The following is a 23,418-nucleotide window of genomic DNA, read 5'->3' on the forward strand; positions in this document are numbered from 1 at the left end:
ATATCGGCAACTGGCAGGCTGAGTGTTTCCGGTCTTGTCGGGACTTCTTGTTCTTGCGTCATGCGGCAACGGCCGGGGCCGTTGCCGTGGGCGATGCTTCGTGGCGCAGCGGCCATCCACCGATACTGCCGGCGATCTGCCGCAATGCACCGGTGGCCGCGGCGGCGGGGTACGCCTCCACCACACACCGCCCAAGCTGGAGCGCACGCGCCACCAGCGGATCCATCGGCAGGTACCCTGCCAGGCTGGCCTCCACGCCCAGGTACTGGCTCGCGGTGCGGGCCAGGTTGCGCGCGAGGGCCATGACCGTCCCCTCCGCGGCCGCCATGTTGACGACCAGCTGGAAGTGACGGCATGCGTATTCGTGATGCAGCCGCTTGATGCACGCATACGCGGCGGTAATCGACGTGGCCTCGGGGCGCATGACGATCACGAAGTTGTGCGACATGCCGGCCAGCGGCGACAACGCGCCCGTGATGTCGCGGCGCGTGTCCACCAGCATCGAGCGCACGTCGGGCAGGCGCGCCGACAGGACGCGCTCGTCGGGACGCACGCCGGCAGGCATCTGCCCGGCCTGCATCGCCACGATGCCGCTGGCGGCGCGCGTGCCGGCCGCCGTGGCCAGCGGCACGCGGCCATCCAGCACATCGGCCAGCGTGGCGACGGGCGCGGCACCGGAGAGCCGCATGGCGCGCGCACCGTAGAAGTCCTCGTCCACGAGCACCACGCGCTCGCCCTGCATCGCCAGGGCATTGGCCAGGCCCAGCGCCACCGTGGTGGTGCCGACGCCCTGCTCCGCACCCACCACCGCGATACGTCGCGTGATGCGTGGTGCCAGCAGGCGGCGCAGGCTTTCGGCCTGATCGGAGCCCATCATGTTCAAGGCTTACTCCCCGGCGGCCGCGAGTTGCGGCATGGCGTCCATGGCGGCCATCGCGTGCATCGCGGACGCGGCCGGCTCGGAAGCGGTTTCCATCGTCGCGGGTGCCAGCGGCATGCCACGGCCCGGATAGTTTTCCAGCACGTCGAGCAGCGCCAGCAGACGGCCGATGCCCTCGTTGAGCACGGCGCCAGCCACGGGCGCGTTCACGCGTGCCGAGGCACGGCCGGCCAGGCGCGACAGGAAGGCCGGCGCGGTCGGCGTGGGCGTGTGTTGCAGGCGCAGCGCGGTCAAGCCCAGTTGCTGCGACACCATGGCGGTGCAATCCGACGCGTCGGCATCGCCGGCCTGGGCGAAATGCTCCATCGCGTGGCGCAGCGTGCGGAACTGTTCCTCGGCCGCCAGCGTCCACTGCGACCAGCGGACCACCTGTGCGGCGTCATCGGCCAGTGCCGGATCGCACAGCATGTATTCCACCGACAGCGTGTCGCCGGTTTCGTGATCGATCATGCGCGACACCACCAGGCACGCTTCGATGCCGGCTTCGGCGGCGTTGCCACGGCCACGCGCGGCGGTACGCACCTGGCCTTCGGGAATGCGGACCAGGCAATGCGCGAGCCAGTGTGCGGCGGCGCGGTCGCGGCAGGTCACGTCGCCCACCGCGTGGAACGTCAGCGTGTCGGCTACGGCATCGAGCTTGTTGGCCAGGCCGTCGGCGATCACACGCGTGGTCTTGCGGGTGCCGGCGATCCAGCGCTCGCCCTGCTGTTGCCAGCGGGCCAGCGTGGCCGTGGTCGGCAGCGAGCTGTTCAGGTTGACTACGGTGCGGGCCGCGGCCAGTGTGGTGCGTACCGTGGCGGCTTCGGCGTCGGCCTCGGCTTCAGCCAGTGACTGGCGCGCACGGCCGGCCGTGACCACCGTGCTGGCCAGCGGCATGCCGTCGCGGTCGGCCAGCCACAGCGTGTGCTGCATCATCTGCGGCGCACGGCGGCCCTGCACGGTCTGCGCCACGTTCTGCGTGACGGCCAGTACGTAGCGGTCGCAGGCGCGGCTGGCGTCGCGGCACAGGGCCAGGCGAACCTGCTGCACCACCGGGCGCAGCGCCGAGACACCGGCAGCGCGGTGCTGCCAGAGCTGGCGCGCCACATCGAAGCCATACTGGGCGGCGTTCAGTTCTTCCACGCACAGACCCACGGCGTTGGCGCTATCGGTCAGCGAGCGCAGCATGTCGTCCGCACCGCTGCGTTCGGCCTGGCGCGGTGCGGCGGCCTCGGCCGTACTGGCCTGGCGGCGCGCCACGTCGGCGTCATTGAACAGCGAACCACGGCGCGGCGTCAGGAACGCGCGCTCCACCAGGGCGCTGGCCTGCGCCAGTTCCAGGTGTTCGGGAACGCGCTGACCGGTGGATGCATAGAACACCGGCAGGCGGTGGCGGATCACCACGTCGAGCACCGAACCCAGGTGGGTGGCTTCGTCGAGCTTGCTGATGATGCAGCCGTCAATTCCACCCGCAGCGCCGGCGGCGTCGTTGCGATAGGCGTGCACCACTTCATTGAGCGTATCGCCGTGCGCGGCGCCGTTGAGCACCAGCACGCGCTGCATCGGGGCCTGCACGCCGGCCAGCATCGAAATCTGGTCGGACAGGCTGCGGTCGCGCTGGCTCATGCCCACCGTGTCGATGATCACGAGGTGCTTGTCCTTCATGGCCGACAGCGCAAAGCGCAGGTCGGCGGCGTCCTTCACCGCGTGCACGGGCACGCCGAGAATGTCGCCATAGATGCGCAGTTGTTCATGCGCACCGATCCGGAAACGGTCGGTCGTCAGCAACGCCAAGCTTTGCGGGCCATTGCGCAGCACGAAGCGTGCGGCCAGCTTGGCCGTGGTGGTGGTCTTGCCCACACCGGTCGGGCCGATCAGGGCCAGGACGCCACCCTGGGCGAACAGCGTGTCCTCATCGGCCAGCACCGGCACCTTCTGGGCCAGCTCCTGGCGGATCCAGGCCATGGCGGCCGGACGGTCGGTGCCGACAGGCAGGCGCGCCAGCAGCGTGCGCGACAACTGGCCCGAGAAGCCCGCGTTGACCATCCACTCGAACAGCGATTCACGCAGCGGGTCGCCAGCGGCCACACCGTTGGCGCCGTTGGACAGGCCCGCGAACTGGCGCTCCAGCATCGAGCGCATCGACGCCAGCTCGCCGCGCAGGTCGCCCAGTCCGGCCTCGCCTTGCGGTGCGTGCATGGCAGGCATTGCCGGCATCATGGGCGTGGTCGGCATGGCGGCGATCGAGGCGTAGGCATCGGAGGCCACCGACGTGGCAGGCATGGCCGGATACAGGTCGTGCAGCGACTGCAGCATCGGCATCGGTGCCGACAGCGGCATGGCGGGCGTCTCGTACAGTTGCGCGCCGGCGCTCACGGCGCCCAGGTCGGTGTCGCGCATCGCCACGATTTCCACGCCGCCTTCGATGCTGCGGTTCGAGAGCACCACGGCGTCGGGGCCCATGGCCTCACGCACCTTGCGCATCGCTTCGCGGCCGTTGGCCGCTACAAACTTTGCCACGCTCATTGTTCAGTCCTCAGGCTGCGCCGCCGATCATGGCGGTGATGCGAATATTGCGGTTGTCCGGTACTTCAGCGTGCGACAGCACCTTCAGTTGCGGCAGCGTGCGGCGCAGGAAGCGCGCCATCAGCGGCCGCAGCGGCGGCGGCACCAGCAGCACCGGGTCCAGGCCCATCTGCTCCTGGCGCATCACGGCGCCCTGCGCCTGCTGCAGCAGCGCATCGGCCAGGCCCGGCTCGATACCGCCGCCGTTGGCCAGCGCCTGCGTCAGCACGCGCTCCAGGCCGGCGTCCAGGCCAATCACCTGCATGTCTGCGTTGTTCGGGAACAGCTGCTGCGTGATGGCGCGGCCCAGTGCCACGCGCACCAGCGTGGTCAGCTCGGCCGGATCGTTGATCTTCGGCGCGTTGTCGGCCACCACGTCCAGCACCGTGCGCATGTCGCGAATCGCCACGCCTTCGTCCAGCAGGTTCTGCAGCAGCTTCTGCAGGCCGGTCAGCGAGATCGTCTTCGGCACCAGGTCCTCGGTCAGCTTCGGGGCTTCCTTGGCGATGCGGTCCAGCAGCGCCTGCACTTCCTGGCGGCCCAGCAGTTCCGATGCGTGCATCTGGATCAGGTGGTTCAGGTGCGTGGCCACCACGGTGCTGGCATCCACCACCGTGTAGCCGTAGGCCTGGGCCTGTTCCTTGAGCGCGGCGTCGATCCACACGGCGGCCAGGCCGAAGGCCGGATCGCGCGTGGCCGCGCCGGGCAGCGTGCCCGTGACCTGGCCCGGGTTGATGGCCATCCACTGGCCCGGGTTGGCTTCGCCGCTGCCGACTTCCACGCCCTTGAGCGTGATGCGGTATGCGTTGGGCTTCAGTTCCAGGTTGTCGCGGATATGCACCACGGGCACCAGGAATCCGATGTCCTGGGCGATCTTCTTGCGGATGCTTTTGATGCGGCCCAGCAGTTCGCCGTTCTGCGCGCGGTCCACCAGCGTAATCAGGCGGTAGCCCACTTCCATGCCCAGCGGGTCCACCATCGTGACGTCTTCCCACGTGGCTTCAGCCACTTCGGCCTGCACGGCCGGCGAGCGTTCTTCGGCGGCCTTGGTCTCGCTGGCGGTGGCTGCGCGGCGCATGCGGTAGCGGCCGAACCAGGCCAGCGCGCCGGCCAGTACCAGGAAGGCGAAGTGCGGCATGCCCGGGATCAGGCCCATCGTGCCGATGATGCCGGCCGTGATGAACATCACGCGCGGGTCCGAGAAGAGCTGGCCGGTCAGCTGCTGGCCAACGTCCTGCTCGTTCGACACGCGCGACACGATCACACCGGCCGCCGTGGAGATCACCAGCGCCGGGATCTGGGCCACCAGGCCGTCACCGATCGTCAGCAGCGTGTAGTTGTGTACGGCGGTGCCGAAGTCCAGGTCATGCTGCACCATGCCCACCACCATGCCTGCGGCGACGTTGATGAACATGATCAGCAGGCCGGCGATGGCGTCGCCGCGCACGAACTTCGACGCACCGTCCATCGCACCGTAGAAGTCGGACTCCTGCGACACCTCGGCGCGGCGCTTGCGGGCGCCGTCTTCGTTGATCAGGCCGGCGTTCAGGTCGGCATCGATGGCCATCTGCTTGCCGGGCATTGCGTCCAGCATGAAGCGCGCGCCAACTTCGGCGATACGGCCCGCACCCTTGGTGATCACCATGAAGTTAATCACGACCAGGATCGCGAACACCACGATACCCACCGCGAAGTTGCCGCCCACCAGGAAGTGGCCGAACGCCTCGATCACCTTGCCCGCCGCGTCGGGGCCGGTATGGCCTTCGAGCAGCACCACACGGGTGGATGCCACGTTCAGCGACAGGCGCAGCAGCGTGGAGAACAGCAGCACGGCCGGGAACGCGGCAAAGTCCAGCGGGCGCTGGGTGTACATGCCCACCAGCAGCACCATGATGGACAGCGCGATGTTGAACGTGAACAGCAGGTCCAGGATGAACGCCGGCAGCGGCAGGATCATCATGCCGAGGATCATGACGATCAGCAGCGGGCCAGCCAGCGCCTTCATCTGGGCGCCACCCCGCAATGCGGGCATGTTGAATAGGTTGGTCAGGGCGTTCATGCGCGGCTTTCCGGTACGGCAAGATCATCCGGCACCAGCAGTTCGGTCGGCGAATCGGGCTGCGGACCGTAGCTGTAGTGCCAGTTCTTCAATTGATAAACCCAGGCCAGGATCTCGGCCACGGCGGTATACAGTCCCGCCGGGATCTCGTGTCCCAGTTCCACGTGACGGTGCAGCGCCCGCGCCAGCGGCGGGGCGGACAACACCGGCACGCGATGTTCTTGTGCCAGTTCGCGGATGCGAGCGGCCACGTCATCGGCGCCCTTGGCCACCACGCGCGGCGCATTCCAGCGCGCACCTTCGTCGTAGCGCAGTGCCACGGCAAAGTGGGTGGGGTTGGTCACCACCACGTCTGCCTTGGGCACTTCGGACATCATGCGGCGCCGCGCGATGGCCCGCTGCTGCTGGCGGATACGGGCCTTGATGTGCGGATCGCCATCGGTTTCCTTCATCTCCTGCTTGACCTCTTCCTTGGTCATGCGGAGCTTCTTGTAGAACGTGTACAGCTGCCACGGCGCGTCGATGGCCGCCACCAGCAGCAGCGACCCGGCCACCATGCCGCACACGTACAGGACCATGTCCATCATGTGCAGCAGGGCCTCGTGAACCGGCGCGTTCATCAGCGCGATGGCCTCGGGCAATTCGCGCCAGACCATCCAGGCGCCCACGCCGCCCACCAGCAGCGACTTGGCGATGGCCTTGATCAGCTCCACCACCGAGTGCGACGAGAACATGCGGCCCAGACCCTGCACCGGCGACAGCCGCGAGAAATCGGGCGAGAACCCCTTGGTCGAGAAATTCCAGCCGCCCAGTGCCAGCGGCGCCACCAGCGCCGCCACGCCGAACATCAGCAGCAGCGGGGCAAACGCCAGCAGGCTGTCCCAGATGGCCATGCCGAACTGCGACAACATGCGATTGGTATCGAAGGCCGTAGCCCGCTCGAACGACAGCGACGTCTGCATGACCGCGTTCAGCTTGCGACCCAGCGCGCCGCCCATGAACCACAGGCCGAACACGCCCGTCATGAGCATCACGAACGTGCCAAGCTCGCGCGAACGCACCACCTGCCCCTCCTCGCGCGCCTTTTCAACGCGTCGGGGTGAGGCGGGTTCGGTTTTCTCGAGATCGCTTTCCTCGGACATGAATGCTCCATTGCAAAGCGCGCGGGCGGCACTTCGTCACCGAGGATTATCAAATCCCGGGCGTCAGGGCATTGGGAGGAAAAGGCGGGGAAACAGGTGCCTGTTTCAGGAATGAAGGGGGCAGCGGGAATAACGGCCCGGGGGCTGGCGATCTTTAGGGGCGGATCGCCAAATTGTGCCGATCTGGCCCGGTTCGGCCGCGATCGGACGGCATGATGTCACGTTTGGGGCGTGGATTCCAGTGGAGCTTGCCATCTGGTGGTTGGCTCCCCTCTCCCGCCTTGCGGGAGAGGGGAGCCAACCAGGGCGGGAGAGAAAGTAAGCAGGGCGAGAGAGAGCAAACCAGGAGCAGTCGGGCAAGCTTCAGCCCACCACCTCCTCATGATCCGTCGACATCGCCAGTTCCCGCCAGGCAACCAGTTCAGCCTCCACAGCGCGGTGCTTGGTCTCGATACGCGCCACGGCGTCCGAGCCCAGCGGCAGGCGTACTGGCGGCTTGGGGCTGTCGGCCAGACGCAGGATGGCGCCGGCCAGCTTGCGGGGATCGCCGGGCTGGGCGTGGTTGGCGCCCTTGGCGAACACGCGCATCTGGCCCACCGTCTCGGCGTAGTCGTCGATGATCGACTTCGTCGAGACCAGCGAGTTGTCGTTCAGGAAGTCCGTGCGGAAGAAGCCTGGCTCGACGACCGTGACGTGGATGCCCAGCGGCGCCAGTTCCTGCGACATGGCTTCGGTCAGTCCTTCCACCGCGAACTTCGACGCCCCGTAGACGCCCCAGCCGTAGTACGCCGAGTAGCCGCCCAGCGACGAGATGTTGATCACATGGCCGCTGCGCTGCTTGCGCATCTGCGGCAACACCGCGCGGGACACCGCCAGCAGGCCAAACACATTGGTGTCGAAGTTAGCCTTTGCTTCGGCTACGGCGGTTTCCTCGACGGCGCCAAGGATGCCGAAGCCGGCGTTGTTGACGAGCACGTCGATGCGGCCAAACCGCTCCACACCCTGACGCACCGCCTCGACGGCGTCTTCCTCGCGGGTCACGTCGACCTTCACGGCCAGCAGGTTCGGCTGCTCGCCGAACGCCTCGATGACCTGTTGCGGATTACGTGCCGTGGCGATCACGCGGTCACCGCGCTGCAGTGCTGCCTTCACGATCAACGTACCGAAACCGCGCGACGCGCCGGTAACAAACCAAACCTTGCCTTGGCGCTCGTTGGATTGATTGGACTTGATGGACTGGGACATGACTGACTCCTGGATATTGTCTCGGGTTAGCGTTCCGGAGCCGTTTTGCCTTGTTGGGCTTGGCATCGGCGCCGTTGAGACCCATGGTAGGCAGCCAGTCGTTCACAAACAATGGTGATGTTGATTGATCCAATACCAACCATTGGTTGTGAATCAATTTATCCCAGCCGATCAGGCTCGATCTCGATGCCCAGTTGCCCGGCCATCTCCACCACCAGCGCCTGCAGCCGCGCCACCTTTTCTTCCAGTTCGCGATGGCTGATGCGCAGCGCCTCGAACTCGCCCGGCGATGCCGAGGTCTCGACGCTGCCACGGGCCGCCGGCGCGAAATCCGCCACGCTGACCTCGCCGCACAGCAGGTGCATCCAGCGGTGCTCGCGCTCACCGGGCGCACGCGGCAGCTTGACCACCAGCGCCGGCGTGCGCTCGACCAGTTCGTCCAGGAACGCCTCGACCGACGAGATATCGGCAAACGCATGCAGGCGCGCGGCGTTCAGGCGCAATTCGGCGGCCGTCTGCGGGCCGCGCAGCATCAGCGTGGACAGCAGCGCGGCCGACTGGCTGGGCACCGCCAGCACCTTGGCCAGGTTCTGCTCGAAGCGCGGCACGCGGCTGCTGCTGCCCTCGAACACCAGGCTGACCGACTTCAGGCCGTCGATGGCGGTCAGGATCTCGTCCTCGGTCACGCTCATCACCGGCGAGCGGGCGGTCTTCTGGTTGCATCCGGACGCCAGCGCGTTGAGCGACAGCGGATAAGTGTCCGGCACCGTGAACTGCTTTTCCAGCAGCACGGCCACCACGCGCGCCTCGATCGGCGTGAGCGTGCGCAAGGTGGGACGCGAAGGGGTAGCGGGGGTTTGGTCCATGGATGACATCGGCGGCTCGGCTGGCTTGGGAGGCGCCCATTGAAGCGCAACGGCGGTGGCGATGCAACTGCGGCGTCAGCCAATTGTGTCGCAATGTATCGCGCCGACGCGCGGAGACAGTCGAATACCCGTCGGGGCGCCCCGCGACACAAGGCCGATACGCGTGCGATGGAAGCTGGCGCCATCGCAATGCCTGCACCCCGGCACCCAGGAGGATCATCATGAAGCTGTATGCCAACGAGGTTTCGTCGGCCACATCGCGCGTGCGCATCGCGCTGGCCATCAAGGGACTGGCGGTGGACATCCACCCCGTGACGATCTTCGGCGAGGCCGCCGAGTCACGCCAGCCCGCCTACCGCGCAATCAACCCGCAGGGCCTGGTGCCGGCGCTGGAAACCGATACCGGCGAACTGATCACGCAGTCGCTGGCCATCATCGAATACCTGGACGAACGCTTCCGCACGCCGCCGCTGTTGCCTGCCGATCCCGAGGACCGGGCGTTCTCGCGCGCCATCGCGCTATCCATCGCCAGCGAGATCCACGCGCTGCTGCCGCCGCGCGTGGCGGCGCGACTATCGCTGATTCCGGGTATGGACGCGGACGGCGTCACGTCGTGGGTCCGCCATTGGGTCGATGTGGGGCTCGGGGCCGTGGAAGATCGCCTGGCCGCGCGCCGCACCGGCACGTATGTGGTGGGCAATACGCCGAGCGTGGGCGATATCTACCTGTTTCCGCAGGCCATCAGTGCGGCCCGCATGGGATTCGACGTGCCACAGCGCTGGCCGACCATCGCCAGCATCGTCGCGCAACTGCAGGACATTCCGGCATTCGCCCAGAACGCGCCGGCGCCGCGCACGTAACGCGCGCGGCAGCCGCGGCGTTCAGTCGAACACCACCAGCGGCACGCCGGGGTGGACCGGCGACGGCAGCACAGCGGCGGGCATGCCGTACACGGTGGCCAGGTTCGACGGCGTCAGAACGTCAACTGGGCTGCCCAGCGCCACCGTGCGGCCGTCGGCCAGCAGCAGCAGGCGGTCGCACCAGCGCGCGGCCAGATTCACGTCGTGCAACACCACCAGCACCGCCAGACGGTCGGTACGGCACAGCGTGCGCACCGCGCCCAACAGCAGCAACTGGTGGCGCGGGTCCAGGCTGGAGATCGGTTCGTCCAGCAGTAGCACACGGTAGCTGTCTGCCGTGCGGCATGCCAGCACCTGCACCAGCGCGCGCGCAAACTGCACGCGTTGCTGCTCGCCGCCCGATAGCCCCTGGTACGAGCGCGCGGCCAGGTGCGCCACATCGGCGATTTCGAGCCCACGGGTCACCAGCGATGCCAGCGCCTGGGTGCCGAGTTCCGGAAACGGATAGGCGCCCATCGCCACCACTTCGGTGACGGCCAGATCGAACCCGAGGCCGGGCGTCTGCGGCAGCACGGCGCGTTGCCGGGCCAGATCGCTGACGCGCCAGTCGTGCATCGGACGGTTGCCTAACGTGATCGCCGAGTTGTCGCAGTCGAGCTCGCCGGCCAGCGTGCCGAGCAGCGTGCTCTTGCCGGCGCCATTGGCACCCAGCACGCCCAGCACTTCGCCGGGCGGCAACGCCAGATCGATGCCGGACAGCACCTGGCGCCGGCCACGACTGCAGGTAAGGTTGCGAGCAACAAGCATCTCAGTTTCCATTGCGCTGGCGAGTCAGCATCCAGAGCAGGAACGGCCCACCCACCAGGCTCGTGACAATGCCGATCGGCAGTTCCGCCGGAATCACCACGGTCCGGGCCAGCCAGTCGCCCAGCGTCAGCGCAATGGCCCCGCCGGCCAGTGTATTCGGCAGCAGCCAGCGATGATCGGCACCGAGCGGCATGCGCACCAGGTGCGGCACCACGAGTCCCACGAAAGAAATCGTGCCGGTCATGGCCACCACGGGCCCCACCAACAGCGCGCATAGCACGATCAGTCGGCGGCGCAACCGCTTCAGGTCGAAGCCGATGTGCTGCGCCTCGCGTTCGCCCAGCAGCAGCGCATTCATCGCGCGCCAGTCGCGCAGCAGCAGCGCGCACAGCACCACCACCAGCGGCACCAGCCACGCCAGCATCGACCACGTGGCACCGGCCAGGCTGCCCATGTTCCAGAATGTCAGGTTGCGCAACTGCACGTCGCTGGCCTGATAGGTAAAGAAGCCCACGATGGCCGCGCAGATCGCATTGATGGCGATGCCGGCCAGCAGCAGGTTGGCCACGCCGGGCCGCCGCGACCCCAGCCCGTAGGCACAGGCCGTGGCAATCAGGCTGCCCACGAACGCCGCCGGCGCGATGGTGCCCAGTCCCTGCGCACCCAGCACGATGGCGGCCACCGCGCCTGCGGCGCCACCCAACGAAATGCCGATCAAACCGGGTTCGGCCAGAGGATTGCGGAACAGCGCCTGCATCACGGCGCCCGACAACGCGAGCGCCGCCCCGACCGTAATAGCCAGCACGATGCGCGGCAGGCGCACTTCGATCAGCACATTGCGCCAGACCGCGTCCTCGCCTTCCGCCCCGGTCGACCACAACAACGGCAACAGCTTGCCGTGCGGAATCGACAACGCCCCGCTGGCCGCCGCCCACAGCGCGGTGAACACCAGCGTGGCGCACAAGCCGGCCAGCACGGCCGCGCGTTGCCCCTGCATCATCGCGTTGCCACCCGCCGTCCGGTCAGGCCGTTCTGCAGCAGGCGCAATGCCTCGGGCAGACGCGGGCCAAAGCTCAGCAACAGCAGGTCATCCATCACCACGACGCGCTTGCCGCGCGCCGCCGGCGTGGCGCTCAGGCCAGGCTGCGCCAGAAATGCGTCGACGCTACCGCTGGCCGTGACCGACATCGACGTGGTGACTATCACGTCAGGCCGCAGCGCGGCGGCCGCTTCCGCCGAAAACGGCTTGAAGCCCTGCTGCCCCGCCATCACGTTTGTCGCGCCTACGAGCTTGAGCATTGCATCGCCGGCCGTATCCTCGCCCACGGCCTGCATCTTGCCGGTATGGCTGCTGACCATCAGCACCCGCACCGGTTGCGCCGACGGCTTGATGTCACGCAGTTCGGCGTGCAGCCGATCTACCAAAGCCTGGCCCTGCGCCGTCATTTCCAGTGCCGCTGCAATACCAAGGATGCGCTGGTCCAGTGCGGCCAGCGTGGGCTCGGACGGCAGCACCACTACCTTGCTGCCCAGCTTGCGCACCTGCTCCAGCGCCTGCGGCGGGCCGCTGTGATCGAGTGCCAGCACTAGGTCCGGCTTCAGGCTGGCAACGCCCTCCACCGAGAACGCGCGATAGTAGCCCACCTTCGGCAACTTCAGCGCGGCCGGCGGATAGATGCTGGACGAATCCACGCCGACCATGCTCTTGCCCGCATCGAGCGCATAGACGATCTCGGTGGCCGGGCCACCGAGCCCGACCACGCGGGCCGGCGGCGCGGCGTGGGCGATGCCGGCCGCGCAAAGCACGGCCGACAGCGCAACGCGCAACAGTTTCATGAAGACACTCCTTGCGTCTTGCGTCAGGCCGCCAGTGCGGTGGGGCACAGCGACTGCAGCAGGTCGCGCCATTCCACCAGTTCCGGCTTGCCAGGCTTGCGCTCGCCAAAGAACTGGACGATCAGCTCGCCGTTGTCGCGGTACAGCTCCAGCGACGTCACCCAGCCATCGCTGGTCGGCTTGTTGACGATCCAGCTCGACGCCACTGCCTCGGTGTTCAGATGCAGGTTGAACGTCTCGTCGAGCACGTTGAACCACGGTCCGGTGCGCAGCAGCTTCTTCACGGGACCGGTGTGGATCTGCACGATGCCGCGATTGGCCACAAAGCACATGATCGACAGCCCGGAGTCCGCCGCGCGTTGCAGAACGGTCTCGACGGCCACGTTGTTCACCTTCTGCGCCAGGTCCGCACCGGCCGCGCGCAGCGCACCCAGTCGCGACACCTTGAACTGGCGCAGCATCGCGAAGAAGTCGTGCGTGTCCTTGAGACCGCGCCAGTGCGCGCGCAGCGCTTCGCCGTCGGCAGGCTGGTCGGCCTCCTCGGTCTGCGCGAAGGCTTCGACCTGCACCGGTGCGATGTCCTGCACCGCGTGCTTGCCGATATACGCGTCCCACGCGGCGGCGTCGGTTTGTTCCGTGCGATAGATCTTGTGCACGGCCTCGCCGGCCTTGTCGAAGAACTGCAGGCTGTCGCGGCCGTTCTCGGTCACGGCATAGAAGTGCTTCCAGCCGCCAAAGAACATGCGCAGGTCGATGTCCGGCCCCAGCACGATGCCAACCGGGCCATTCGCTTCGATGCCCTGGTACTGACCGTGCCGTTCATGCACGGCGTGATCGTTGCGCGACAGCGCCATGACGCTGCCGAGCGTGCCGAGGTCACGGAACAGCGCCTGCGCCGTGCCTCCCAATTGCCGCGACGTGACGCCGCAGCCCGCCGCCACCAGTTCGGCCTCGGTCACGCCCAGGCGCTGCGCGCGATCGCGGATGCGCAGCTTTGGATGTTCCTCGGTCAGGGCCTGATGGCGTTGGCGGAGGCTGTCGATGCGTTGCTGTTCCATTTCCATGTCTACGAGATAGGTCTGATCAGGGCTGGACGTCGAAGTTGATGGTCCAGGTCTGCGCGCTGGTGTTCACGTTCGGATCGGCGTAGACGATCTTCGTCAGGTGGAAGCGCGCGTACGTCGTTCCTTCGCCGCCACGGATCAGGCCGCCGCCTTCGCTGTTGGCGCTAAGCAGGTGGGCCACGGCGGGCAGGCCGTTAGCCGAGGCGGCAGCAGCCGTCGGGTAGTACGTGTACCAGCCGAAGCTCATCGGGTTCGGATACGAACCGGTGTAGGCCGGGTTCAGCACCGATGCCGTGGCGTCCTTCTTCCACGCGGCAACGTTGGCCGGCAGTGCCAGATCCGATGCCGTCAGGTCGGCCAGCGTGTTCGCGACGTTGTTGGTGTCCGTGAACTTCGATGCCACGGGCTTGTTCGACGAGTCGTAGAAGCCGGCCGGCGTCTTGGCCAGGAAGCCCGCCACGGTGCCCGAGCCCGATTCACCGCCATTGAGCTTGATGTTGTAGCGGTTGAAGGCGATGTGCCAGGTGCCGGTGGACGTGCTCACCGCATTGGCCACCAGGTCGTAGTAGACCCAGTCGTTGCCCGATGCATTGACCGTGGCGGTCTTGACCACGCCCGGTGCGGAGCGGTCGATGTAGCGGATCGACGGATAGCCCGACGTGGTGCCGCCCGCGCCGCCGTAGTAGCCCGTGACCTGCAGCGCGAACACCGGGTTCGTCACCGTGCCCGTGGTATCGGCCAGCGTGCTGTTGGTGGTAACCAGGAACGTGCGGAAGGTCGGGTAGAGCGAGTGGTCGCTGGTGGTGCCGGTCACGCCGTACTCGAACACGGCCGACGCGATGTCATTGGTGCCCGAGAACACGCCGCTGGCCGAGTCCTTCAGGAAGACGGTTGCGGGCAGTGCGCCGTTGACCGGATCGATGGTGGCGTTCTTCCACGCCGACAGGGCGGTCCAGGTATGGTCGAACGGGCTGCCGAACGCGCCGCCGTTGCCGGTGCCACTGGTGCCGCTGTTGGTCCACAGCGAGGCGCTCATGCCGTTGCTGCCAGTCTTGACCTTCAGGTCCCACGCGGTGCCGGTGCAGGCAACCTGGGCTTTGGCGTTGAAGTCATAGCAGACCGACGCGTTGGCTGCGGGCAACTGGAACGACCATGCCGCCGTTTGCGTGAAAGCCGACGTCGAGGCGGGCGGCGTGGTGGTGCCGGTATTGCCGCCGGTCGTGGGCGTGGTCGTCGAGTCGTCGCCACCGCCGCCGCAGGCGGACAGTGCCACTGCCAGCGCGGCTGCGCCGAGCGCGCGCCAGGCGGCGCGGTTGGATGCGAGAGTTTCCTTCATGGTATGGCTTCCCCGTATGTTTCTGATTAGCGGGCGACGTCGAACTTCACGCGTGCGCCCAGATAGATGAAGCGCCCCGCCACGGGCCCGAAGTCACTGGCATTTGCGAAATCGCGCTGGCGGTTGAACAGGTTGTTCACCCCCAGGAATCCGGTTACGTTGCGGCCGATCTGCTGGTTCAGCACCAGGTCCAGCGTGCCCCAGCCAGGCGAACGCGCGCCGGTGGCGGAGTCGGTCAGCTCGCTGCTCTGGAACCGTGCGCGCGCCGACAGCTCGGTGGACGGCAGCACGCGCCAGTCGGCGCCGACGCGGCCCATGTGGCGCGGCCGTCGGGTCAGTTCGCTGCCGGTGTTCAGGTCCTCGGTGGACGTGTAGGTGTAGGCGGCGGTAAGGTTGAGCTGGTTGGTGGCGCGCCAGCGCAGCGACGTCTCGGCGCCCTGCGTCTTGGCGCGGGCCACGTTGCTGTACGTGTAGACCGAGATGCCATTGACCATCGTGAAGTTGGTCATGTCGGTCTGGATCAGATCCGTCACGCGGTTGTAGAAGAGATTGGCGTCGAGCGTCACGCGTTCGCGCCAGCTCAGTTGGCCGCCAAGCTGGAAGCTGTTCGACGACTCGGGCTTCAGGTTCGGATTGCCCAGCACGATGTAGCCCAGCGAGCTGTGGTCGAACAGGTAGTGCCGCTCCTTCAGGTTCGGCACACGGTAGCCCTGGCCGTAGTTGGCGCGCAGCACGCCCTTCCACGTGTCGTTGGACAGCAGGTTGGCGCGCACGCCCACCTTGGGCGCGAAATGGCTGCCGAAATCGGAGTCGTGCTGCCCGCGCAGGCCAACGACCATTTCCCACATGTCGTTGAAGATGATGTCGTTCTGCAGGTACAGCTCGCCGGCGGTGCGCTCGGCGCTGCCGGTACCGGCCAGTTCCGAGGCGCCGTTGACGTTCTGGTTCAGCGTCTCGCGGTGGAAGTCGCCACCGAACTGCCAGAGCTGCCGGTACCAGGCCGGCATGTCGAACTGCGTCGACACGTGGTCGGTCTGCTGCGCGGAATTGCGCGTCGAGGTCTGGAAGCCGTTTGAGTATTCGCGCGACGTGCTGTCGTAGGTCTCGTGCACGCCGGCCAGCCGGGCCCGCACGCCATTGTCGAAGCGCCACTGGCCGCCATAGGTGTAGCGATTGCGGTCGATGTCCTCGGTCTTGCGCTGCGGGATGTAGTTCGGCGGCGCGTAGTACTGGTAGCGCTGTTCGTCGGTTTCGCGATAGGCGCTGGCGTCGAACCAGAAGCTGCCCGCCTTGGTGGGCAGCCACTCCAGGCGGCCCGCGTATTGTTCGCGGCGCACCTTGTCACCGTGGCGCGTCCAGCCATCGGGCTGGACGGCAAAGCCCTTGTTGTCGAGCGCATCGGCGCTGATGCGGGCGCGGAACTGCTCGGTGCCGCCTTCCAACCGCACGTTGCCGTGCAACGCGCCGGGCGATCCGTCGGCATTCTGGCTGCCGTAGGTGCCCGCATCGGCCGTGACCGCACCCGAGAAGCCACGCGCGATCGGCCGCGTGATCACGTTGATCACCCCGCCCATGGCCGAGCTGCCGTACTGGGCCGAGCTGGCGCCCTTCACCACCTCCACGTGATCGACTTCCGTCAGCAGGTACTGCGACACGTCGACGGTGGAGCCGGTGCTGGCGGTGATCGGCAGGCCATCGATCAGGATCAGCACCTGGTCGGCGGTCATGCCCTGCAGCGTCACCTCGTAACCGGACTTGCCGTGGATCTCGCGCAACTGCAGGCCGGGCACGTTTTCGAGCGCGTCCTTCAGCGTGCGGGCATGCGTGCGTTCGATCTCCTGGCGATCCACCACCTCGGTGCGGATCGGCGTCTCGTCCAGCGTCTTCTCCGACCGGGTGCCGGTCACCACCACCGTGGGCAGCGGGTCCGATGCGCCAGCCGGCTGCGCCCTGAGCTGGGGTGCGGAGGAAAGCAGAGTGCCGGCAACAACGGCGAGGTATTTCAGACGCATTTCGAGGGCGCAATAGCGTTTTATTGAAAACGAAGGAACGAATGATAATGATTCGTATTGCAATGTACAACCACTTACACGCCACACATTTGGTTACAAACTACAGACATGATTGTATGTTTTTAGGCTACTTGTGCCTTATACACCGCTAAATATGTCATAAAAGATATGTTTGAGACGCTTTTACAAGCAGACATAAGGAAGTACGAAATCATTCGTTTGTGCGGCAGCGCACGCGGCGTACGGTCAGGGGTCCCTGAAACGACTCCTTCGCAACATGACCGTTACCCGACGTACATTCCTGCAGGCGGCGGGCGCCAGCGCCCTGGCGGCGCCATTCGGCGCGCCTTTTGCACAGTCCCGACCGGTGTTGAAGGCAGGCGACCAGAAAGGCGGGCTGCGCGCGCTGCTGGAATCGGCCGACGCGCTCAAGGGCCTGGCCTATGACATCCAGTGGACCGAATTTCCCGCCGCCGCCCCGCTGGCCGAGGCGCTCAACGCGGGCGCCGTCGACAGCGGCCCGATCGGCGATGCGCCGGCCATCTTTGCGCTGGCCGCCGGCACGCGCATCCGGCTGATCGGCGCCAACCGCTCGGACCCCTACGGCACGGCCGTGCTGGTGCGTCCCGATTCGCCGCTGAAAACGGCGGCCGATCTCAAGGGCAAGCGGATTGGCACCAATCGTGGATCGATTGGCCACTTCGTCGCGCTCAAGGCGCTGGCGTCGGCGGGCCTGAAGGCCGAGGACGCCGACTTCCGCTTACTGCCGCCCGCCGATGCCAAGCTGGCGCTGACCAATGGATCGGTCGACGCGTGGTCGACGTGGGAACCCTACACGGCCATGGCCGAAACCAGCGGCCATGCGCGAGTACTGGTGAGTGGGCGTGGTTTATGGTCGGGCCTGAGCTATCTGGCAGCCACCGACGCGGCGCTGGCCAGCAAGCGTGCCGTACTGGCCGACTTCCTGCAGCGCGTGGTGCGTGCGCAAGCCTGGTCCTACCAGCACGTGCCCGAATTCTCGGCCACGCTGGCGCGGATCATCGGCATTCCGCCCGAGGCCGCGCGGCTGCAATTCGAACGGCGCCGCACGCAGTGGCAGCCCATCGATGCGGAGCTGGTGGCCATCCAGCAGCAGACGGCGGATTTTTATTTGAAGGCCGGGCTGCTGAAGCAACGGCTGGATGTGGCGGGTACGTTTGATCGGGGATTTGCGCTGAGTGCTTAGGTTCGAACCCCCGATTGTTTTGCTCCCCTCTCCCATGAATGGAAGAGGGGTTGGGGGTGAGGGCAAGCGGTTCTGCTTGCCGACAAATCGCAATTTGAACTGCCGCGCCCTCACCCCCGGCCCCTCTCCCGCCATGCGGGAGAGGGGAGAAAGACAGTAGCGGGAGAAAGACCGCGCTCAGCGCGTTGCCTGCGCCGGACGCTTGGCCAGCAGCGGATCGCCCACGCCTTCCACGCCCACCAGACCCAGCACAGTCGTCAGCCCCCATTGCGCGCCTTCATACGCGTTGGTGGGATCGAACCACTCGTCGCGCGAATGCGATCCGCCTGATTTGCCGCCGCTGCCGATGATGATGGCCGGAATGTCCAGCGCCATCGGCACGTTGGCGTCGGTGCTACCGCCGCGCAGCGTGGGCGCTTCCTTGGCATGTGCCTTGATGACGCGTACGGCCGACTGCACGATCACGGCGTCGGTTGGCGTCATACCCGCCGGGCGGTCGCCGATCATGCGGGCCTGGTAGGTAATCTCCTGCCCCTTGGCCGGCTTCCAGCGCGCGTTTTCATCCGCGACGCCGGCGGCAATCGCGTCCATGATCTGCTTTTCGGTTTCCAGCAACGCCGGCGTGCCGTTGGAGCGGATGTCGATGGCCATGCGGGCATCGCCGGCAATGGCGTTCACCGACGTCCCACCACCGACCGTGCCCACCGTGAACGTGGTCTTGGGATCCGTGGGCGTGCGCACCTCGCCGATCTTGCCAATGGCGCGGCCCATCGCATGGATCGCGCTGGGCAGCCCGAACGCGCCGAAGCTGTGGCCGCCTGGGCCCTTGAACGTGACTTCATAGCGATGGCTGCCGGTGCCCTGCGTCAGCACGCGCTCGCCGGTGCCGGGTTCGATGCCGACCATGCCGTCGATATCGCCATGGTCGCGGAACACGGCCTTCATGCCGCGCAGGTTGCCCAGTTCTTCCTCGCCCACGTTGCCCACGAACACCAGGTCGCCAACGGTACGCACCTTGTTCTCGTTGAGCACCTTGAGCCAGGACAGCAGCACGGTCAGGCCGCGCGTATCGTCGCCAATGCCCGGGGCATAGAGCTTGCCGTCGCGCGATTTCACGGTGACGTCGGTGCCTTCGGGAAACACGGTATCCAGGTGCGCGGAGATCAGCAGCTTCGGCCCCTTGCCGGTGCCCTTGCGAATGCCGATGGCGTTGCCTTCTGCATCGATATGGGCGTCGGTGAGCCCCAGCGCCTTGAGACGCGACACGAAATACTCGGCGCGCGCCTTTTCCTTGAACGGCGGCGCGGCAATCTCGGTCATCGTTTTCAGCTCGGTCAGCGCGCGGGCGTCGTCGGCACGCACGTCGGCCATCAGCTTCTGGTAGACCGGAGCCGCTTCAAGCCTGGTGTAGGCAGCGTCGATGTTGGGGGAAACCTGCGGGACGGTCAGCGTCTGACCATGGGCGATGCCGGCCAATGTGGGAACGATAGCGGCAACGGCGACTGCAACAACGGTACGGCGAGCATGCATGGGGGCGATCCTCTGGCAGTGGGGAAAACCGTGGTTGGCCACGATTGTGCCAGCGAAGCCGCTTTCATGCGTCGGTATGAACTACCTGTCGCTGTAAGGCTCCCCCATCCCATGAATGGGAGAGGGGAGCAAACCAGCGGGAGAGCAAACGTAGATCAGAAGCCCAGGCTTGCCAGCAGGTCGTCCACCTGCGACTGGTCGGACACCACGTCGGCCTTGCCTTCGGGGTTGATCTGCGGGCCGTTCATCAGCGTGGGCGGAGCTTCCACGCGGCGTTCGGCGGGCACGTTGTCGATCAGCACCTGCAGCAGTTCCTGCTCCAGGGTGCGGATCATGTCCATCATCTTCTTGATCACCTGGCCGGTCAGGTCCTGGAAGTCCTGGGCCATCATGATCTCGAGCAGGTGGCTGCCGGTAGCCTTGGCCTTCTGCGGAACGTCGGTCAGGAATTCGCGCGTGTCCAGCACCAGTTCGCGGGCATTGCCCAGCTCAACCGGTTGCGCAAACCATTCGTCCCAGCGCTTGTCCAGCGCGGTGGCCTTGCTTTCCAGATCTTCCTGCAGCGGCTGTGCCAGCTCGACGGCGGTGAGCGTACGCTCGGCGGCCTGCTCGGTCATGGCAGCGATATAGCTGAGCCGGTCGCGCGCATCGGGAATGGCCAGGGCGGCCTTCTCGATTTCCTTGTCGAGCCCCAGCTCCCGCATGTTGTCGCGCAGCATTCGCGTCAGGTTGCCGATGCGATGGATGATCTGCTCGGCCGATTCTTGGCTGAAAGTCGGAGTCGTCGACATGTCGCGTACCTCTTCTTATTGACCCAGCTTCTCGAAGATCTTGGTGATCTTTTCGTCCAGCGTTGCGGCGGTGAAGGGCTTGACCACATAGCCGTTGGCACCTGCCTGCGCAGCAGCGATGATGTTTTCCTTCTTGGCCTCGGCCGTCACCATCAGCACCGGCGTCTTGGCGATCTCGGGAATCGCGCGGATCGACTGCAGCATCGTCAGGCCGTCCATGTTGGGCATGTTCCAGTCCGACACGACGAACTGGAAGCTGCCATCCTTGGCTTTTTCCAGGCCGGCGGCGCCGTCTTCGGCTTCCTCGACATTGGTGAACCCCAGCTCCTTGAGCAGGTTGCGAATGATCCGACGCATGGTCGGGAAGTCATCGACCACGAGGATCTTGATGTTCTTGTCCAATTTACGGCTCCAAAACGGTTGCGGATGACGGTGCCATCCGGTTGATGTTGCTGATCTGACCTCTCACGCGCGCGAAGATCCAGGACTACACGCGCTGCGCCCGCGCGCCAAACGTTGCCAGGTGCGCCATGACGCGCTGGCTCATCTGGTGCAGGGGCACTACTTCATGCACGCCGCCGGTGGCGATAGCCTCCTTCGGCATGCCAAACACGATGCAGGACTGTTCGTCCTGCGCCAGGTTGTACGAACCCGCTTCCTTCATGCGCAGCATGCCGCGTGCGCCGTCCTTGCCCATGCCGGTCAGGATCACGCCGGTCACGTTCTTGCCGCCATGCACGGCCGCCGAATCGAACAGCACGTCCACCGACGGGCGATGCCGGTTCACCGGCGCTTCCTGCGACAGGTGCGCCACGTAGTTGGCACCGCTACGTGCCAGCAGCAGGTGCGAATCGCCGGGCGCGATGTAGGCATAGCCGGGCAGCACACGCTCGCCATGCTCGGCTTCCTTGACCGTGATGCGGCACAGGCCATTCAGGCGCTGCGCGAACGACTTGGTGAAGCCGGCCGGCATGTGCTGCACGATCATGACCGCCGGCGAATCGGGCGGCAGCGGCATCAGGAATTCCTTGATGGCCTCGGTGCCGCCGGTCGATGCGCCGACGATGATCAGCTTTTCAGTCGACAGCAGCGGCGCGCGCAAGATGGGCGCCGCCGGCACATGGCCCGCAGCGGCCTCGGGGCGGGCGCGCACACGTGCACGCGATGCGGCACGCAGCTTGTCGGCAATCGTGGCCGTGTATTCGATCAGCCCTTCGCGAATGCCCAGCTTGGGCTTGGTCACGAAGTCGACGGCGCCCAGTTCCAGCGCGCGCATCGTGATTTCAGACCCGCGCTCGGTCAGCGACGACACCATCAGCACCGGCATGGGCCGCAGGCGCATCAGGCGCTCGAGAAAGTCGAGCCCGTCCATGCGCGGCATTTCCACGTCCAGCGTCAGTACGTCCGGGTTCAGGCGCTTGATCATGTCGCGCGCCACCAGCGGATCGGGGGCGGTACCCACCACCTCCATATCGGGCTGGCTGTTGATGATCTCCGTCATCAGGCTGCGAATCAGCGCGGAATCATCCACGCACAGCACCTTGATCTTCGCGGCGGTCATTGTCGTCTCTACGTCTTCAGTTTTCAGGTCGGCGACTTGGCCGATGCCTGCCGCGTAAACAAAGCCACGGCACCACGTGCGGGCGCCTTTGTGGATGTGGACAGCTCGCGGGCCAGCGCACGTTCCTCGCGCTCCACGCCAACCGTATCGTCCTGGCGGGTCAGCCGGCGCACCAGCGCCAGCCCCGTCCTGGGGAAATAGCTGACGCGCCGCGCATGCGGGCCCCGCAGGTCCTGCGCGGCTACCCGGATCTCTTCGGTGCGCAGGTACTTCAGTACGAAATCGGCATTTCGATCCCCAATATTGAGGGTCGTCATGTTGGCCAGCACCGCGCCGCCGCCAAAAACCTTGGCTTCCAGGCGCTCGCGGCGAGCACCCATCTTCAGCAGTTCGTTGATCAGCACTTCCAGCGCGTAGCAGCCGTAGCGCATCGACGCCGACAGCATGCGGTCTGGACCGGCATTCTCGTCGTCGGGCAGCATGAAATGGTTCATGCCACCCACGCCGGCCACCTCGTCGCGAATGCACGCGGCCACGCACGACCCCAGCACGGTGGTCAGCACCGCGTCATCACCGGTCACGTAATACTCGTTGGGCAGCAGCTTGATGGCCTGCTTGCCAAATTCGCGATCGAAGTACTTTCGCGTGGCAATGGCCTCGGGCATGTGGGGAGTGCCGCGCATCATGCACCTCCGCCCTTGCCCGCCAGTTCGTACACGGTCTGCCCGCGCAACTGGAACGCACGCGTGACATACGAGAAGTTCTCCGAATGCCCCGCGAACAGCAGGCCATGCGGCTTCAGCATGGGTGCAAACCGCTCCAGGATGCGTCCCTGGGTGGGCTTGTCGAAATAGATCATCACGTTGCGGCAGAAGATCGCGTCGAATTTCTCGCGAATCCCCCAGTCAGGCGCCAGCAGATTCAGCGGCTCGAACGTGATGGTCGATGCCAGGTCCGGCTTCACCTTGACCGACCCGGCGCGTGCGCCGGTGCCCTTCAGGAAGAAGCGCCGCAGTTGTTCCTGCTGCAGGCGCGCCACCTGTTCGGACGTGTAGACGCCGGCGCGGGCCTTGGCCAGCACCTGCGTGTCGATGTCGGTGGCCAGCACGGTGCCGGCGCGGTCGCCCAGCGCCTCGGCCAGCGTGATGGCGATCGAATACGGTTCCTCGCCGGTCGACGCAGCCGCGCACCACACGCTGTACGGCCGGCCAATTTTCTTGGCGTGCTCGGCCAGCAGCGGAAAGTGGTGGTGCTCACGGAAGAACGACGTGAGGTTGGTGGTCAGCGCGTTGGTGAAGTACTCCCACTCGTCCGAGCGGTCGTCGGCTTCCAGCAGTTCCAGGTAGGTGCCGAAGTCGCTGATCTGCAGCGACCGCAGGCGCCGCGCCAGGCGGCTGTAGACCATTTCGCGCTTGTGGCTGCCCAGCGAGATGCCCGCACGCTTGTGAATCAGCGTGCGGACCTTCTCGAAGTCGCGCTCGGTCAGCAGGAAGTCACGCATGTCGTCGCGCAGCGGCGCCAGAACCGGCGTGGCCGGATTGGCGGCCGCGCCTGGCTTCCCGATGGCACTGGCGGAAGAACGGAGCGGCGTCATGAGTGT

The 23,418-nt window shown here is 66.3% G+C and carries 20 protein-coding genes; 2 read left to right on the forward strand and 18 right to left on the reverse strand.

Features of this window, described 5'->3' with window-relative positions:
* Positions 1-58 precede the first annotated feature (58 nt).
* The 6 genes from MFF62_RS08210 to MFF62_RS08235 all read right to left on the reverse strand — a co-directional run bounded on the left by MFF62_RS08210 (position 59) and on the right by MFF62_RS08235 (position 8,796).
* Complete coding sequence (locus tag MFF62_RS08210; RefSeq protein WP_238262181.1) at positions 59-874, reverse strand: MinD/ParA family ATP-binding protein; 816 nt, start codon at positions 872-874, stop codon at positions 59-61.
* Positions 875-886: 12 nt separating this feature from the next.
* Entirely contained in the window at positions 887-3,445 is a 2,559-nt protein-coding gene (flhF, locus tag MFF62_RS08215) for a flagellar biosynthesis GTPase FlhF (protein WP_238261981.1), read from the reverse strand.
* 10 nt (positions 3,446-3,455) lie between these two features.
* Positions 3,456-5,543, reverse strand: a complete 2,088-nt coding sequence (flhA, locus tag MFF62_RS08220) for a flagellar biosynthesis protein FlhA (protein WP_238261983.1) — start codon at positions 5,541-5,543, stop codon at positions 3,456-3,458.
* Positions 5,540-6,685, reverse strand: a complete 1,146-nt coding sequence (flhB, locus tag MFF62_RS08225) for a flagellar biosynthesis protein FlhB (RefSeq protein WP_238261985.1) — start codon at positions 6,683-6,685, stop codon at positions 5,540-5,542. Before flhB ends, flhA begins: the two co-directional genes overlap by 4 nt.
* A gap of 363 nt (positions 6,686-7,048) precedes the next feature.
* Entirely contained in the window at positions 7,049-7,930 is an 882-nt protein-coding gene (locus tag MFF62_RS08230; protein ID WP_238261987.1) for an oxidoreductase, read from the reverse strand.
* 158 nt (positions 7,931-8,088) lie between these two features.
* Entirely contained in the window at positions 8,089-8,796 is a 708-nt protein-coding gene (locus MFF62_RS08235; protein ID WP_238261988.1) for a YceH family protein, read from the reverse strand.
* 221 nt (positions 8,797-9,017) lie between these two features.
* On the opposite strand from MFF62_RS08235, the gene maiA reads away from it, so the two are divergent.
* A complete protein-coding gene (maiA, locus tag MFF62_RS08240; RefSeq protein ID WP_238261990.1) occupies positions 9,018-9,656 on the forward strand; it encodes a maleylacetoacetate isomerase in 639 nt (212 codons plus the stop codon).
* A 21-nt stretch (positions 9,657-9,677) separates the two neighbouring features.
* Here the strand turns inward: maiA and MFF62_RS08245 are convergent, their stop codons facing one another.
* Genes MFF62_RS08245 through MFF62_RS08270 form a run of 6 tightly spaced genes read right to left on the reverse strand, consistent with a single transcriptional unit; the run spans position 9,678 to position 16,711 of the window.
* The gene (locus MFF62_RS08245; protein WP_238261993.1) at positions 9,678-10,463 is read right to left on the reverse strand and encodes a heme ABC transporter ATP-binding protein; all 786 of its coding nucleotides are present in this window, start codon (positions 10,461-10,463) and stop codon (positions 9,678-9,680) included.
* A gap of 1 nt (position 10,464) precedes the next feature.
* Positions 10,465-11,463, reverse strand: a complete 999-nt coding sequence (locus MFF62_RS08250) for a FecCD family ABC transporter permease (RefSeq protein WP_238261995.1) — start codon at positions 11,461-11,463, stop codon at positions 10,465-10,467.
* Complete coding sequence (locus MFF62_RS08255; RefSeq protein WP_238261997.1) at positions 11,460-12,299, reverse strand: heme/hemin ABC transporter substrate-binding protein; 840 nt, start codon at positions 12,297-12,299, stop codon at positions 11,460-11,462. The genes MFF62_RS08250 and MFF62_RS08255 overlap by 4 nt, the downstream gene beginning before the upstream one ends.
* Positions 12,300-12,322: 23 nt before the next feature.
* Positions 12,323-13,363 (reverse strand): hemin-degrading factor, encoded by a 1,041-nt coding sequence (locus MFF62_RS08260; protein ID WP_404990696.1) that lies wholly within the window; start codon positions 13,361-13,363, stop codon positions 12,323-12,325.
* Between the two features lie 19 nt (positions 13,364-13,382).
* The gene (locus MFF62_RS08265) at positions 13,383-14,699 is read right to left on the reverse strand and encodes an HmuY family protein (RefSeq protein WP_238262000.1); all 1,317 of its coding nucleotides are present in this window, start codon (positions 14,697-14,699) and stop codon (positions 13,383-13,385) included.
* A 26-nt stretch (positions 14,700-14,725) separates the two neighbouring features.
* Positions 14,726-16,711 (reverse strand): TonB-dependent receptor plug domain-containing protein, encoded by a 1,986-nt coding sequence (locus MFF62_RS08270; protein WP_238262002.1) that lies wholly within the window; start codon positions 16,709-16,711, stop codon positions 14,726-14,728.
* Between the two features lie 277 nt (positions 16,712-16,988).
* On the opposite strand from MFF62_RS08270, the gene MFF62_RS08275 reads away from it, so the two are divergent.
* Complete coding sequence (locus MFF62_RS08275) at positions 16,989-17,936, forward strand: ABC transporter substrate-binding protein (RefSeq protein WP_238262003.1); 948 nt, start codon at positions 16,989-16,991, stop codon at positions 17,934-17,936.
* A gap of 177 nt (positions 17,937-18,113) precedes the next feature.
* Here MFF62_RS08275 and MFF62_RS08280 read toward each other — a convergent pair whose 3' ends face one another.
* The 6 genes from MFF62_RS08280 to MFF62_RS08305 all read right to left on the reverse strand — a co-directional run bounded on the left by MFF62_RS08280 (position 18,114) and on the right by MFF62_RS08305 (position 23,412).
* Positions 18,114-19,466 (reverse strand): M20/M25/M40 family metallo-hydrolase, encoded by a 1,353-nt coding sequence (locus MFF62_RS08280; RefSeq protein ID WP_238262005.1) that lies wholly within the window; start codon positions 19,464-19,466, stop codon positions 18,114-18,116.
* A gap of 155 nt (positions 19,467-19,621) precedes the next feature.
* Positions 19,622-20,257 carry a protein phosphatase CheZ gene (gene cheZ / locus MFF62_RS08285; RefSeq protein ID WP_238262007.1) on the reverse strand — a complete coding sequence of 212 codons (636 nt, stop codon included), beginning with the start codon at positions 20,255-20,257 and terminating at the stop codon, positions 19,622-19,624.
* 15 nt (positions 20,258-20,272) lie between these two features.
* Positions 20,273-20,659, reverse strand: coding sequence for a chemotaxis response regulator CheY (cheY, locus tag MFF62_RS08290; RefSeq protein ID WP_238262009.1), 387 nt, complete (start codon positions 20,657-20,659; stop codon positions 20,273-20,275).
* Positions 20,660-20,744: 85 nt separating this feature from the next.
* Positions 20,745-21,818, reverse strand: a complete 1,074-nt coding sequence (locus MFF62_RS08295; RefSeq protein ID WP_238262011.1) for a protein-glutamate methylesterase/protein-glutamine glutaminase — start codon at positions 21,816-21,818, stop codon at positions 20,745-20,747.
* Between the two features lie 23 nt (positions 21,819-21,841).
* On the reverse strand, positions 21,842-22,504 hold the full coding sequence (cheD, locus tag MFF62_RS08300) for a chemoreceptor glutamine deamidase CheD (RefSeq protein WP_404990697.1): 663 nt from the start codon (positions 22,502-22,504) through the stop codon (positions 21,842-21,844).
* A complete protein-coding gene (locus tag MFF62_RS08305; protein WP_238262013.1) occupies positions 22,501-23,412 on the reverse strand; it encodes a CheR family methyltransferase in 912 nt (303 codons plus the stop codon). Before MFF62_RS08305 ends, cheD begins: the two co-directional genes overlap by 4 nt.
* Between the last annotated feature and the right edge of the window lie 6 nt (positions 23,413-23,418).

It is taken from the genome of Cupriavidus pauculus, assembly GCF_022179805.1.
Classification (GTDB): domain Bacteria; phylum Pseudomonadota; class Gammaproteobacteria; order Burkholderiales; family Burkholderiaceae; genus Cupriavidus; species Cupriavidus pauculus_E.

Bases quoted from the DNA above. Each gene is read 5' to 3' on its own strand.
- MFF62_RS08210 (WP_238262181.1), bottom strand. From the start codon at position 874: ATGGGCTCCGATCAGGCCGAAAGCCTGCGCCGCCTGCTGGCACCACGC.
- flhF (WP_238261981.1), bottom strand. From the start codon at position 3,445: ATGAGCGTGGCAAAGTTTGTAGCGGCCAACGGCCGCGAAGCGATGCGC.
- flhA (WP_238261983.1), bottom strand. From the start codon at position 5,543: ATGAACGCCCTGACCAACCTATTCAACATGCCCGCATTGCGGGGTGGC.
- flhB (WP_238261985.1), bottom strand. From the start codon at position 6,685: ATGTCCGAGGAAAGCGATCTCGAGAAAACCGAACCCGCCTCACCCCGA.
- MFF62_RS08230 (WP_238261987.1), bottom strand. From the start codon at position 7,930: ATGTCCCAGTCCATCAAGTCCAATCAATCCAACGAGCGCCAAGGCAAG.
- MFF62_RS08235 (WP_238261988.1), bottom strand. From the start codon at position 8,796: ATGGACCAAACCCCCGCTACCCCTTCGCGTCCCACCTTGCGCACGCTC.
- maiA (WP_238261990.1), top strand. From the start codon at position 9,018: ATGAAGCTGTATGCCAACGAGGTTTCGTCGGCCACATCGCGCGTGCGC.
- MFF62_RS08245 (WP_238261993.1), bottom strand. From the start codon at position 10,463: ATGCTTGTTGCTCGCAACCTTACCTGCAGTCGTGGCCGGCGCCAGGTG.
- MFF62_RS08250 (WP_238261995.1), bottom strand. From the start codon at position 11,463: ATGATGCAGGGGCAACGCGCGGCCGTGCTGGCCGGCTTGTGCGCCACG.
- MFF62_RS08255 (WP_238261997.1), bottom strand. From the start codon at position 12,299: ATGAAACTGTTGCGCGTTGCGCTGTCGGCCGTGCTTTGCGCGGCCGGC.
- MFF62_RS08260 (WP_404990696.1), bottom strand. From the start codon at position 13,363: ATGGAAATGGAACAGCAACGCATCGACAGCCTCCGCCAACGCCATCAG.
- MFF62_RS08265 (WP_238262000.1), bottom strand. From the start codon at position 14,699: ATGAAGGAAACTCTCGCATCCAACCGCGCCGCCTGGCGCGCGCTCGGC.
- MFF62_RS08270 (WP_238262002.1), bottom strand. From the start codon at position 16,711: ATGCGTCTGAAATACCTCGCCGTTGTTGCCGGCACTCTGCTTTCCTCC.
- MFF62_RS08275 (WP_238262003.1), top strand. From the start codon at position 16,989: ATGACCGTTACCCGACGTACATTCCTGCAGGCGGCGGGCGCCAGCGCC.
- MFF62_RS08280 (WP_238262005.1), bottom strand. From the start codon at position 19,466: ATGCATGCTCGCCGTACCGTTGTTGCAGTCGCCGTTGCCGCTATCGTT.
- cheZ (WP_238262007.1), bottom strand. From the start codon at position 20,257: ATGTCGACGACTCCGACTTTCAGCCAAGAATCGGCCGAGCAGATCATC.
- MFF62_RS08295 (WP_238262011.1), bottom strand. From the start codon at position 21,818: ATGACCGCCGCGAAGATCAAGGTGCTGTGCGTGGATGATTCCGCGCTG.
- cheD (WP_404990697.1), bottom strand. From the start codon at position 22,504: ATGATGCGCGGCACTCCCCACATGCCCGAGGCCATTGCCACGCGAAAG.
- MFF62_RS08305 (WP_238262013.1), bottom strand. From the start codon at position 23,412: ATGACGCCGCTCCGTTCTTCCGCCAGTGCCATCGGGAAGCCAGGCGCG.